Annotated in this window: 9 protein-coding genes; 5 read left to right on the forward strand and 4 right to left on the reverse strand. The window is 49.6% G+C overall.

Translation table 11 applies throughout. From position 1 onward, the window contains the following. Positions 1-25: 25 nt before the first annotated feature. Positions 26-2,881 carry a bifunctional [glutamate--ammonia ligase]-adenylyl-L-tyrosine phosphorylase/[glutamate--ammonia-ligase] adenylyltransferase gene (gene glnE, locus A1OO_RS00615; RefSeq protein ID WP_017005136.1) on the reverse strand — a complete coding sequence of 952 codons (2,856 nt, stop codon included), beginning with the start codon at positions 2,879-2,881 and terminating at the stop codon, positions 26-28. 156 nt (positions 2,882-3,037) lie between these two features. Then, entirely contained in the window at positions 3,038-4,636 is a 1,599-nt protein-coding gene (locus A1OO_RS00620; protein WP_017005137.1) for a methyl-accepting chemotaxis protein, read from the reverse strand. Between the two features lie 112 nt (positions 4,637-4,748). Between A1OO_RS00620 and A1OO_RS00625 the strand changes: the two genes are divergently transcribed. Further along, positions 4,749-5,558: an ion transporter gene (locus A1OO_RS00625; RefSeq protein ID WP_016958962.1), complete on the forward strand. Its 810-nt coding sequence runs from the start codon at positions 4,749-4,751 to the stop codon at positions 5,556-5,558. Positions 5,559-5,608: 50 nt separating this feature from the next. Here the strand turns inward: A1OO_RS00625 and A1OO_RS00630 are convergent, their stop codons facing one another. Beyond that, positions 5,609-7,135: an inorganic triphosphatase gene (locus tag A1OO_RS00630; RefSeq protein WP_017005138.1), complete on the reverse strand. Its 1,527-nt coding sequence runs from the start codon at positions 7,133-7,135 to the stop codon at positions 5,609-5,611. A gap of 179 nt (positions 7,136-7,314) precedes the next feature. Between A1OO_RS00630 and A1OO_RS00635 the strand changes: the two genes are divergently transcribed. The 3 genes from A1OO_RS00635 (at position 7,315) to A1OO_RS00645 (ending at position 10,141) form a co-directional block, all read left to right on the forward strand. Beyond that, positions 7,315-7,995, forward strand: coding sequence for a TIGR00153 family protein (locus tag A1OO_RS00635; protein ID WP_016958964.1), 681 nt, complete (start codon positions 7,315-7,317; stop codon positions 7,993-7,995). A 35-nt stretch (positions 7,996-8,030) separates the two neighbouring features. Next, entirely contained in the window at positions 8,031-9,296 is a 1,266-nt protein-coding gene (locus A1OO_RS00640; protein WP_016958965.1) for an inorganic phosphate transporter, read from the forward strand. A 230-nt stretch (positions 9,297-9,526) separates the two neighbouring features. Next, complete coding sequence (locus A1OO_RS00645) at positions 9,527-10,141, forward strand: TIGR04211 family SH3 domain-containing protein (protein WP_016958966.1); 615 nt, start codon at positions 9,527-9,529, stop codon at positions 10,139-10,141. 137 nt (positions 10,142-10,278) lie between these two features. Here the strand turns inward: A1OO_RS00645 and A1OO_RS00650 are convergent, their stop codons facing one another. Further along, positions 10,279-12,582: an AAA family ATPase gene (locus A1OO_RS00650; protein WP_017005139.1), complete on the reverse strand. Its 2,304-nt coding sequence runs from the start codon at positions 12,580-12,582 to the stop codon at positions 10,279-10,281. A 216-nt stretch (positions 12,583-12,798) separates the two neighbouring features. Here A1OO_RS00650 and A1OO_RS00655 point away from each other — a divergent pair, with 216 nt between their 5' ends. Next, the gene (locus A1OO_RS00655; protein ID WP_017005140.1) at positions 12,799-14,040 is read left to right on the forward strand and encodes a multifunctional CCA addition/repair protein; all 1,242 of its coding nucleotides are present in this window, start codon (positions 12,799-12,801) and stop codon (positions 14,038-14,040) included. Positions 14,041-14,047 lie beyond the last annotated feature (7 nt).

Below are 14,047 nucleotides of genomic sequence, written 5' to 3' on the forward strand. Positions count from 1 at the left end.
GGTCCTAGACTCTAGGACCTGCTTTCTAACCCTTCGGTTCCATCAACTGCGACCACGCCTCACGTACCACTTCACGCTCGTGAGCAAAGCTGTCATTGGCCACTTCTACAGACGCATCGAGTAAATTCAAACGGTGGATTTCATCCCGCATCACAATATACGCATCACGCAGAGCAAGAGCCTTTGCCGTATCTAAAATTCCCGCTTGCGCCATGTCTTCGAGAATACGCACATTATCACTCCAACGCGTTAGCGCAGGCTCGTCATGACTGTGAGCAAGCACCAAAAATTGGGTCATAAATTCGATGTCGGTAATACCACCGGGATCTTGTTTGATATGAAATTTCCCGCTTTCTTTGCTGCCAAGATGCTCACGCATTTTTACCCGCATGTCAGCCACGTCTTTTCTCAGCGACGCCACATCACGCGCTTGGGTTAGCACTTGTTTGCGTACTTTGCCAAAGCCTTGTCCTAGCGCCACATCACCATAAATCAATCGTGTGCGAACCAGTGCTTGATGCTCCCACGTCCATGCTTCTTTGTTCTGATAGTCTTGGAAGGATTCAAGCGTCGTCACCAACATACCCGATACACCAGAAGGGCGAAGGCGGGTATCGATTTCATACAAAACACCAGATGTGGTGCGTGTTGAAAACAAATGGACAATACGCTGCGCAAGGCGCAGATAAAACTGCCGCCCATCGATTTCTTTTGGTCCATCGGTATACACATTGTCAGGGCAGTCATGCAAGAACACCACGTCCAGATCCGAGCCATAACCGAGCTCTATACCCCCCACTTTGCCATACCCTACCACCGCGAAACCACGGCCATCTCGCTCAAGTAAATGCTTCGGCTGTCCATATTTTTCAGCCATTTGATACCACGCCTGATTCACCACGGCCTCCACAATGGCTTCCGCTAAATACGTCAGGTGATCGCTGACTTTCATCACAGGCAATACGTCCGCGATGTCTGCCGCTGCAATGCGCAATAATTGAGTTTGCTTGTACTGGCGGATCATCTCCATCTGCTGCTCCATATCCTCTTCAGGGATACGCGCCAAGAAATCGAACAATTCATTACGATACTGATCAAGCGGCGTCGGGTTATAGAGATGCTGAAGATCCAGCAATTCATCAAGCAGAATGGGGTACGAGGCTAACTGCTCTGCGACCATTCGGCTGGCACTGCACAAGCGAACCAACTGCGTAATAGCACCATGATGCTCATCCAACAGCTCAAGATAAGTAGTACGCGTGGCAATGCTAACCAGAAGCTTCAGCACACGTTCTAACACTGCCAAACTGTTCTCACGGCAGACAATGTTACTCAATACCACGGGCATCAGGCGGTTTAATACTTCGCGACCGCGCGGGCCCAAGGTACGCTTTGCTAATTCTTCTTTAAAGCGCAGTAATGCTTGTGCTTTTTCCACCGGGTTCGCCGCAGACATATCGTTCAAGATCTTCTCGACCAGATCGGGATCACGTGCCGCATCCCAGATCTCACCAAAATCGGCGTCGATCTTCGTCTCACCATTGTCTTCTTCATCACCAATCAGATCGTCAAAAACCGTATGTACCCCGAGCATATGCGCGCTGATCGCTGCGGTGAGATCATCCCAACTGTTTTCACCCATCGCAATTGCAAGGCGAATTTGATCCAGCGGATTATCCGGTAAGGTCTGCGTTTGTTTGTCGTCTATCGCCTGCAAAAGGTTTTCAACACGACGCAGATAGCGATAAGACGCCTCTAACGTGTCCACTTCAGCTTCAGGCAATAAACCAAGCTCACGAATGGCATAAAGGGTAAAGAACAGGCCACGGCGACGAAGAATAGGATCTCGACCACCGCGTATTAGTTGGAAAGATTGGGCAATGAATTCGATTTCACGAATACCGCCCGCGCCGAGCTTGATGTTATTGGTGAGGCCACGACGGCGAACTTCACTGCGGATCATTGCCTTCATGCGGCGTAAAGATTGGATCGCACTGAAATCGATATAACGACGGAACACAAACGGGCGCAGCATTTGGCGAAGCGTCTGATAACAATCAAACTGCTCTTTGCCCATCACGCGGGCTTTGATCATCGCGTAACGTTCCCATTCGCGTCCCTGCTCTTGATAGTAATCTTCAAGTGCAGCAAAGCTCATCACCAACGGGCCACTGTCACCAAAGGGGCGCAACCGCATATCGACGCGATAGCAAAAGCCATCGAACGTTTGCTGGTCGAGCGCTTTGATCAGACGCTGACCAAGACGCGTAAAGAATTGAGCGTTAGCAATGCTGCGACGTGCACCTTGCGTTTCACCGTTTTCTGGATACGTGAAAACCAAATCAATATCAGATGAAAAGTTCAGCTCACCGCCACCGAGTTTGCCCATCCCCAGCACCAGCATAGGTTGGGGATTTCCTTCTGCGTCACAAGGCGTACCCCATTCAGTGCAACAATGACGATACAGCCAACCGTAAGCCTCCATGATCAGCGCCTCCGCCAACTTAGACAGATGGGAAAGGCTGTCGTCTAGCGTCATGGTGTCATTGAAATCATGCCATGCCAGCCATGTCATTTCCTGTCGTCGGAAACGGCGTAACTCACGCATCAAGCCGTTTTCGTCTTGCTGGCTATCGAGCTTCTCTTTCAATCGCTTTCGATACTGTGGCGCGCGCAGACCTGACGGCAGATTTTCCTCAAGCCAAGGCAGTAAAGTGTCATCGTGCAAAATGGACTCTGCAATGAAATCACTCAATGCCAAAGTGCGAGTCAGCGTTTCGCGCTGCACACCTTGCCAAGACGCAAGATTGTCTGACTGCTGTTCAGCCAGCGCTTCTAACCTGCGAGCTGCGCAAGTTTCCAGTTCCATGGGCAATGACATCAGTTCCTTTCCTATCGCTAATTGTGGTTGCGAATCGTGACGGCGAATAAGTATCGCTAAATGCAGCCGTCAATTATTTTTATTAATCGCTCGCCTTTAAAATATCACAAAAAAAGCCCGCACAAAGGTGCGGGCTTCTTGATTCGCGTGTAGAAACTACACCGCAAACTCCTTGATTTTCAAATCCAGCGCTTCGGCATTGTTTTGAATATCACCGGAGGTTTCTGCCAACTCAGTCACCACAGTCACCGAGGCTTCCACCAACTCTCTTACATTATTGAGATTAAGGTTCATTTCATCCGTGACCGAGGATTGTTGCTCCGCAGCCGTCGCGATGTGGAAATTCATGTCATTGATCTGAGCAATTTGATCCACAATCAAATTCAGCTCTTCACCCGCCTTGCTGACTGACGCGACACTCTCCACCGCTTCGACCACACTTTGCTCCATCAAACCAACAGCTTGTCGTGCTGACGATTGCAGCTGCGTGATCATATCTTGAATTTCTACCGTCGCTTTTTGCGTACTTTGCGCCAAGTTGCGCACTTCATCAGCGACGACAGCAAAACCGCGCCCTTGCTCGCCTGCTCGCGCCGCCTCAATGGCCGCATTCAGAGCCAGCAGATTCGTTTGTTCAGAGATCCCTTGAATGGTGACCACCACAGAGCTTATCTTCTCAACGCGCTCTTCTACCTGATTCACCACATTGGCAGACTCACGGATATCATCAGACAGCTTATTGATCGTGCCAATGGTATTGCTGACATAGCGCTGACCACTGACGGCCTGTTCACGCGAACTTTCGGTGGCCTGTGACGCAGCGCGAGCATGACCCGCAACGTCTTGTACCGTAGATGTCATTTCGCTCATCGCCGATGCCAACTGATCAATTTCACCAAATTGCTCTTTGGCTGACTCACGGGTTTCATCCATGCTAATCGTCATCACCTCTGCCATTGAAGACAGATCTTCTGATGAAGTGCGCTGTGTTTTAATCACGCTGACCAATTGAAGACGTGTTTTTTCAAGTTCACGCGCCAGCTCGCCAAACTCGTCACCACAATCCATATTGACAGGCTGACTCAAGTTCTTACGCGCCATTTCACGCATGCAATCAATCAAGTAATTGATTTGACGTAACATCAGACGTGACCCACCGAGCAATATCACCATAAACGCGACAATCATGCCCGCTGTCTGCCAAGCGACCTGAACCAGATATGCTTGATAGTATTGATCAGCCGCAGAGTCAGCTTGTGACGCCACAGCCACCCAGTCAGTTCCCGTCACAGGGACGACAAAGCCGTGACGCGCTTGATCGGTAAGATGATATTTGAACTCACCTTGTGTATTGCGCATTTGTTCAGCAAGCTGGCGGCCATTTTCCAATGGTAAATTTAACCCTTGGTATGAAGAGATAGAGGGGTGAGCCAACACATCTCCACTAGCACTGTTGGCAAAAAAGACGTATTCATTGCTATTGCTGGTCAGATTTTCACTTTTTGCCACACGCTCTAGTAAAGCGGCACCCTCTGGCAGCGCCAGCAGCGTTTTTGCCAATTCAGCACTTCGCAACGCTTGGCTATGGCTTTGCGCTTCCGTGATTTCGGTGACCGACGCGCGAAACGCATTGGCATCCCAAAGTTGCTTTGCAAGCAACAAAGCGGTACTAAATACCATTAGTATCACAAGCTTGGGGACGAGTTTGATGTTGCTAACAGCCTTTTCCCAAGGCTTGAATATCATCTGAGACATTCTTGGTGACTCCTTTATCATTGCTTCGCAAAGTTGCGAGACACTAGCGTTGACGCAAAGCGGGTAGACATTCGCCATATTTTTAACGGCAGCAAAGGCAGTTCATGAAGTGATGACAGAGACAAAAACACAAAACTTAGATCTGAATCCAATGAGTTTGTTGAGCTTACTGCTCTCTTTCGTCTCATTATGTGTCGTCAGCACTCTGGTGCTACTGCCTAAAAGTGATCCTCTTTATACCTTATTGCTCGGTGTCGACACGCTGATCTGTATGATTTTTCTGCTTCAACTCTCAATACATTTTCTTAAAAGTGATAATAAACTCACTTATTTGAAAACCCATTGGATAGATATCCTCGCCAGCATTCCTGTTGTGGAAGCCCTGCGCTTCGCGCGTGTGTTTCAGATTTTCAGAGTGATCCGACTGCTCAAGGCGAGCGAACCCTTAGTTTTCTACATGCGAAAAAACCGCAATGAAACGGCCATGGCCAGTATTCTGCTACTGCTGACCGTGCTTATTTCTGCTGGCTCTGCCGCGATTTTTGCTTTCGAAAGTACAGACAATAACGCCAATATTGACAGTTTGACCGACGCTATTTGGTGGATGTTCGTAACGATATCGACCGTTGGGTATGGCGACCACTACCCCGTCACCGCCGCAGGTCGAGCGGTTGCCGTGGTGGTGATTGTCTGTGGGGTCGGTATTTTCGGCGCAGTAACCGGTCTGGTGGCGTCTTATATCACCAAGCCGGAGAAGAAAGAGCAGGAACAAGCAATACGCCAAAGCGTGGTGCTTGAAACCTTATTAACACAACAACAGCAAATGTTAACGCGCTTGGCCGATATGGAAGCGCGACTCAACATGCTAGCGCCAGCAACTCCCGAGCAAGAAAACATCGCGGATAAACCGACAAAAAAATAGCGCCATCAGGCGCTATTTTTATTTTTGAATGGGTGCTCGAGTAACCAAGGTTACTGATCCCAATAAGGATCGAGGGCTAATCCGATTTGGCGAGATTGCATCATGGCATGAAGCAGTGATTCTTCTTTACGACGAAGCCATTTTTCGATCTGCGCTTTATCGTCCTCACTAAAATCTTCGTCTTCAGCAAGTTTACGAACCGGCTCAAGCAGTAAAATATCGTCAATGCCTTGCAGTAAATCCAGCCAAGGTAATCGGAAGGTTTCACGGTCTTCAGCATCATACAAAGCAGCCACACAGCAGCCAGACAGCAAGTTACGAGTCAAGCGAGGCTGTTGGTCTAAATAGCCAAACCTATCGAGTTCATTTTCAAGCGAAAACACACTCAGCAACTCATCACTTGATACTGCTAGCGAACGATTGGCGAAACTGCGAATAGGCTCTTCGAGCTTTTCGCGCGCTTTATCATCCAAGAACGGCTGCCAGCCTCGCGTCAAAATCCAACGACTAAGGTCAAGCAAGAGATTGCAGTATCGCGAAGAGTGAAGTAATTCCAGTACTTCTGCACGCTCAGGCAGTGCGTCGTAGCATTCTCCAAGCTTCGACAGCAACGGTTTTTGCACATTCAGCTTTCTCAGGAAATAGCCTTTGTCATCAACCAGACGCTCAATCGCACGCGCTTCGTTGATCCAATCAAGCTCACCTTCCAGCCATTGCAATTCTTGACGCAACAAGGCACTGGCGCGACGAGGGATCAAACCGCCGTATAACACCAAGACTTGGCGGATAAGCGCCACAGCACTGCACATTTCAAAAATGGCATCTTGCTCAGGTCGCTCAACGTAAATCTGCTCGTGATAATGCCAATGCTCCAGCGCATGCTCTAGCGCCGTGACAAAAGCTTGTTCTGTCGACTCGGTGCTTTTCACATCAACGATCGACAGTGATTTAACGACATCGCCTTGATAGCCGGTTGCGAGACGGTATCCACGCGCAGCCTTGCTCAAGTTTCCTAGACGTAACCCACCGTTTTCGGCTAACTCACGTGCCAAGACAAACAAGGCATCAGTCTGACCGGATTTCAGTTCAATCTCGACTTCACAGATCGGATCATAACCGCCATCTTTGGTGGTCACTTCGCCGCTATCGAACGCCAGTTCAACCTGACTACTGTCGGGCATGGCAAGTAACCATTGTTGGCGTTCGAAGTCCGTCGAGAATAAAGGAAATAAATTGGCGCTGAGGGCGTCGACGTCTAATCCGTCGGGCCAAGCATCGGCAGAAATTAGAGAGAGGTCAGGAACGGGCGATTCAAGTTCCGCATTGTATTCTGGTCGTTGGTGCAACCCCGCGACAACGCGGCCAGCAGTTTTTAGGGTTTGGACAAATACATCATCGTATCGTCGCACCCTCAAACCAATATCATGCTTGCGCAGCAAGAAATCCGGCGTGTCGTAGTAGATATTGCCAAGGTTGCGCTGATGTTGCTGCAATACCTTTAAATCAGTAATTTTGTCGCGAATTTGTCGTGAAAAATCGGGAGAGACAAAAAACTTTAACTCAATCTCAGTTTCCATAAAGGTACCTATAACCAATAGCAGAACAAGGATATGAGTAATTAGGCACTCGAGCAAGGGACTTTCATTGATCTGAAACGGTATCAATAGGAATGTGATTACGCTAACATTCGCGGCTTGTACACCATCGTGTAAAATTTAGTCTGCATCCAATTCAGACTTGATAGGTAGATACGGCTATGCCAGTAAATACAATCATGGGGCTATTCGCAAAGAGCCCTCTAAAACCTTTGCAACGTCACGTGAGCCGCGTCAATGACTGCTGTTCATTATTGGTTCCCTTTTTCGCAGCTTGCGAGCAAGGTGACTGGGTACGTGCAGAGGCTTTGCGCCACGAAATTTCGACGCTAGAAAAAGAAGCGGATGTCTTGAAGCGCGAAATTCGTCTTAAACTACCTCGTGGTCTTTTCCTCCCCGTAGACCGCACAGATATGCTTGATCTGCTGACTCAGCAAGACAAGCTAGCCAACCTCGCAAAAGATATTGCAGGTCGTGTAATCGGCCGACAACTTCAGGTTCCCTCCCTTCTTTACCCAGACTTTGTTGCGTATGTGCAGCGTTGTCTCGACGCCGCCGATCAGGCGCGCCGCGTTATTAGTGAACTGGATGAATTACTCGAAACTGGCTTTAAAGGACGTGAAGTAACGCTAGTGGAAGAGATGATCAACGAATTGGATGCCATCGAAGATGACACCGATACGATGCAAATTCATCTGCGTCAGCAACTGATGTCAGTCGAGGGTGAATACAACCCCGTTGATGTGATGTTCCTGTACAAGATCCTTGAATGGGTCGGCGAAATCGCCGATCAGGCACAACGTGTTGGCTCGCGCCTTGAGCTTATGCTTTCTCGTTCGTAGTGCAACGTTCACCGAACAAATAACAAGGTAAAACAATGGAAATCCTAGCGAATTACGGCACCATCATTATTTTGGTGGCCGCGGCTTTTGGTTTCATGATGGCGATTGGTATTGGTGCAAATGATGTCGCTAATGCCATGGGAACATCTGTTGGCTCGAAAGCGCTAACCGTTAAACAAGCAATCATCATTGCAATGATCTTCGAATTTGCAGGTGCATACCTCGCAGGTGGCGAAGTGACCGACACCATACGCAAAGGCGTCATAGACACCTCCTTGTACGCCAGTCAGCCTGAGGTACTTGTCTACGGCATGATGTCAGCATTGCTGGCAGCGGGTACTTGGCTGTTGCTTGCATCCTTTATGGGCTGGCCGGTATCAACCACGCACTCCATCATTGGCGCCATTATTGGTTTCGCCTGTGTCTCTGTTGGCGCACACGCCGTAGACTGGAGCTCAGTGCAAGGTATTGTGGGCAGTTGGCTTGTGACCCCGCTGATATCAGGTATTTTTGCTTACGTCATTTTCCTCAGTGCGCAGCGCCTGATTTTTGATACCGACCAACCGCTTATCAATGCCAAACGTTTTGTACCTGTTTACATGTTTATGACGGCAATGATCATCGCGATGGTTACCATCAAAAAAGGCCTCAAACATGTCGGTCTTCACCTAACAACAGGTGAAGCAGTGATGGTATCAATTGCGCTATCTGCATTGATCATGGCATTTGGTTATGTCTACATCAGCCGTAAATACAAGAACGACGACGTGGGTGCCAATGGTTACCAAGGCGTTGAACGCGTATTTAGCTTGCTGATGGTAGTGACGGCCTGTGCGATGGCATTTGCGCATGGTTCAAATGACGTTGCCAATGCGATTGGTCCTCTGTCTGCTATCGTTTCAACGGTTGAGAACATGGGTCAAATCTCAGAAACAACCCAAATTGCATGGTGGATTTTGCCACTGGGCGGTGTGGGTATCGTTGTTGGTTTGGCGACACTGGGCCACAAGGTCATGGCAACCGTGGGAACAGGCATTACCGAACTGACTCCAAGTCGTGGTTTCGCCGCGCAACTAGCAACCGCTTCAACCGTGGTCCTGGCATCAGGAACGGGTCTGCCAATCTCGACCACACAAACCCTAGTTGGTGCTGTGTTGGGTGTTGGTTTTGCGCGCGGTATTGGCGCATTGAACTTGGGCGTAGTGAGAAACATTGTTGCGTCTTGGGTCGTGACTTTGCCAGCAGGCGCACTGCTCGCCGTTATTTTCTTCTATATCATGGAAGCAATATTCGGTTTGTAAGCACCCTAAGAAAGGCATTTCCGTCACGTTTTTGTGCAGCGATGTCAGTCTTCGGTCAAAAAAGGGAGGTTATGCCTCCCTTTTGTTGTACCTAGACCCGAAAATTTTTTAGTATCTGATACCAATCGGATTAAATCTCTGCTCGATGATTGCGTCAGCAAGGGTGAGCAAAGCATTAATCCGGCAGGTACAAAACAAACGACACTCACGAACAACCAAAGGAATACTCCGTGAAGCAACTTTTCTCTGCCCTGGCTATGCTGATGATGCTAGTGGTCCCTGCGGCAAACGCTCAGGACAACTTCATCTCTGACGAGCTTTTTACTTACATGCATTCTGGCCCGGGCTCACAATATCGCATCGTGGGTAGCGTAGATGCAGGTACAAAGATTACAGTTGTGGACCGTAACCGGAATGCGGGTTACAGCCAAGTGATTGATGACCGTGGCCGTAAAGGCTGGGTAGAAACCAAGTACGTCACCAACCAAGCGGGTTTAAAAACACGTTTACCTGCGCTGGAAAAAGAACTTTCCCAAGTAAAAGCAGCATTGGAAAGCGCACAAGGCGATACGGAAGCCAAAACCAAAGGTTTGATCACATCACTGGATCAGCGTAACGCTCAAGTGAAAGAGCTCGAGCAACACACCAGCGAACTGAATCAGAACTTGATCGACGCACAAACAGAAATTCGTGAACTGCGTGCGCGTATCGATACGCAAAAAGACGACTTGCTGATGCGCTACTTCACTTATGGTGGCATTGTCGCTGGCGGTGGTCTGCTGTTCGGTTTGGTGTTACCACACCTTATTCCACGTCGTAAAAAGCGTAATAACGGTTGGGCGTAATCTCCTAAGCGATAGGCATGACGACAAAAAGCCGCATTTAATAATGCGGCTTTTTTGGGTTTTCGGTGTCCCGTCCTATCCTAGAACCTGTTTATCCTAAGGCGAGCTCTTCCTTGGCTCTCAGGCACGTTTTCCATTTACCACGTCGTCAACGCAGGAATCGCAATCAAGGCATTCTCAAACTGCACAACAACCTGCTGTGGCTCTATACCACGAAGCAGCACGCCATCAGCGACCAGTTCACCTTCACGCGTTTCTTTGTTATTCACTTTGATCCAACGTGATTTAGCATTCGATGCGTAGATATGAGTTTGAAAGTCCATTTTGGGAAGGCGATTTAGCATGTCAGCAGAAAGATCGGCGATAGCCACCACATCAATATCATTCTGAATCCGCTGTAACTTCGCTTCCAATGTACGGGATTTATCGCTGCTCAAGGCCGTTTCTACTTTCAACGCCAATTCTGGCGAGAGCACCGATAAATCAAGATCATCCAGCGTGAGCTGATCTTTGTCGGCTTTAGACAGGTTAGATTTTTCAGTTTGTCTGCGTTCCGGTTTTGTGGTTGGCGCACTCGCTGGCACTGCTCTTGGTTCAACATACTCTGGCTCAGCAAAAACAGGCTCAGGGAGGGACTGTAGCGCCACATCGAACACATCAGACTCTGGCAATACCACAATGTCACCATCCGCAATCAGAGCTTGTTCAGACGGCGTTGCATTCACGCTGTTCACCAAAATTGGCCCCGGCATCTCAAGTACCCTATCCAACACCATAAAGGTCAGTGGCCCTGGAATGCCGTCGGCATCCAAGTCATTGCTACGCTGAAACTCACGCACTTTGCTTCGCTGCGCCAAACCAAATTGATTCGAAATAGGATCCGTGCTGCCGAGCACCAAATTCAAGCGCTGCTCAAGCCAGCGAACGCGTTCGCCACGTTGGCTTGAGGTAATCGCAGAGGGGTTCCCCAGAGGTGGACGCCATAAAATAAGTGCCTCACCGTTCCACATTTGTTTAAGAAACGCCTCACTGACCAAAACTCGGCGGTCACCTGCAAGTAACTCATATTGCTTGTTGCCCTTGCTAAAGAGCACGGCAAACCATGTACTCCCCTCAGGCCCATTCATGGCAAGAACCGCAGGACGGTCGATCGTCAGCAGTTGATCAAACGGTAATTTACTCTTGTAACAAGCAAGTTCACCACGCACTTGTTTTGAACAACTCGCCGCCAATACATCAGCATCAAAGCCCCACAGCTTGTAAAGCGCTTGCATGGCAGAACCAGCACTCAGGCTTTCGTCCACCAGCGCCGAGAATGTCATGGTTTCAGGCTGTGTTGAGCCAGTGTTCGCTGGCGGTTCAACCACACGGTTCGTTACCGTTGCGGGCGCAGGTTGTGATTCGATCACCGTAACAGCCTCAACCACAGGCTCTGCCACAATGACAGCAGCAGGCGGAAGGCTTGTAGCCGTACTCGCCGCCACAGGCGGTGACACATCACCCGCGCCGCCACTCAGGCCAATACGAATAGCGATAGCGAGTAGCGCCGCTCCACCAATTGCCCCTGCGTAATACGGCCAGTAGCGACTCACTGAACGTTGCGTATTGTGGCCAAAGGCTGGCTTACTGGCGTCTTGCCAATCGAGAACATCACGGCAGGCTTGTGACGCAATGTCTTTGTTTACACGTTGTTTGGATTCTCTAAAAGCCAGCTTCAAAGACTGATCACAGACCACATTAATCAAACGCGGCACACCGCCAGTTTCTTTGGCGATCAGCTTCACGGCCGATACTTCAAACAAAGGCTCGAGCCCACCAGCACAACTGATACGGTGAGTAATGTATTGATGCACTTCATCTGGCGTTAGCGGCATAAGGTGATAACGCGCGGTAATACGTTGCGCGAGCTGACGCAGGTTAGGCTGACGCAGCATTTGTTGCAGTTCAGGCTGCCCGATCAAAATCACTTTGAGCAGTTTGCGGTAAGAGGTTTCGATGTTAGTGAGTAGACGAAGCTGTTCAAGTACATCCGGCATCAGATGCTGCGCTTCATCCACCAGCAAAATGGTTTGAATACCTTTGGACTCATTGTTAAACAACTTGTCGGCAATGGCATCATACAAGCGCTTAAAACTGTCGTCTTCGCGGTATTCCAGCCCGAGTTCATCACACAGTGATTGCAGCAGTTCAAGCACCGACACGCTGGGGTTGAGAATGGTCGCCACTTGCGTTTTCTCAGGCAAGCGCTCGAGCATCGCTTTCATGGTGGTGGTTTTTCCGGTGCCTACTTCTCCGGTCAATAACGCCAACCCACCCCCGTCTTCGATACCAGAAAGGACATGACTCAACGCTTCTTTATGGCGTTCACTCAAGAAGTAGAATTTAGGGTTTGGCACGATCGCAAACGGTGATTCGGTAAGCCGGAAAAAATCTTGATACATGAAAGTTCTCTGTGTCCTCAATCGCGTTTGATTGGCACGTCACGGTATCGTGCTGCCCCAACCATGTAAAGGCTATCACTCGGTGTGACAGGTGAATCGAGGGCGGGTTCGCAGCTTTTACACACTAATACGACATACCACGCCCGCAGAGACCTGCATCTTGAGGTTGTTTGGGTATATCATAATGACATTATTGCTTAAATTTCGGATATTCATGTGAAAACCTACCTCGTTGGCGGTGCCGTAAGAGACAAGCTGTTAGGGCTTAATGTCGCAGACAAAGACTGGGTGGTTGTTGGGGCTGACATCAACACCATGCTGGATGCAGGCTATCAGCAAGTGGGCGCAGACTTTCCTGTCTTCTTGCACCCTAAATCTCATGAAGAACATGCCCTCGCCCGTACCGAACGTAAATCCGGTTCGGGTTACACAGGCTTTGTGTGCGATTTCGCCCCGAATGTCACACTGGAAGAAGATTTGGCGCGTCGCGACCTCACCATCAATGCCATTGCGCAAGCGAAAGACGGCACGCTAATTGACCCTTATGACGGACAAGGTGATCTCGCGGATCGCGTCTTGCGTCATGTCTCCCCCGCTTTTGTCGAAGACCCGCTTCGAGTGTTGCGAGTGGCGCGTTTTGCGGCGCGATTCCATCATCTCGGTTTTGCGGTAGCGGACGAGACGATGGCACTCATGAACACCATGGTTAAAAGCGGTGAGCTGAGCGCCCTGACGCCAGAACGCGTATGGAAAGAATGGGAGAAATCCTTGTTCACCGCTCATCCTGAAGTATTTTTGCGTGTACTTCGCGACTGCGGTGCGCTTGCCGTGGTGCTGCCAGAAATCGATGCGTTGTTTGGCATCCCCCAACCTGAACAGTGGCACCCAGAAATTGATACGGGCATTCATACCTTAATGGTCGCTGAGCAAGCAGCACAGCTGACCGCAGACCCCGTGATCCGTTTTGCGGCGCAGGTGCACGACCTAGGGAAAGCGCTCACACCCAAAGAAGAATGGCCAAGCCACAAACTCCACACCAAGCTTGGATTAAAACCCGTCAAAGCGCTGTGTGAGCGTATACGCGTACCGAATACCTATCGTGATGCGGGTTTATTGGTCTGCGCTGAACACACCAACGTGCATAACGCGGGCGAGCTAAAAGCCGCGACCTTCATTAAGATATTTGACCGAAACGATTGCTGGCGAAAGCCCGAAAAAGTGCCGCAACTTGCCATCGGCAGCCAAGCCGATCATCAAGGACGAACGGGGTTTGAAGATCGCCCCTATCCGCAAGCTACCTTGTTGCTAGGCACGTTTGAGGCGGCATTAAGCGTGGAAGTGAAACACATCGTAGCGGCAGGATTTCAAGGGCCGTTAATTCGCGAGGAATTGACGCGCCAACGTATTGAAGCGGTGAAAGGGTTTCTTGCCGAGGCAAGGCCGGAGAAGCCGGAGTAATAATCAA

The sequence above is a fragment of the Enterovibrio norvegicus FF-33 genome (genome assembly GCF_000286835.2).
Classification (GTDB): Bacteria; Pseudomonadota; Gammaproteobacteria; order Enterobacterales; family Vibrionaceae; genus Enterovibrio; species Enterovibrio norvegicus_A.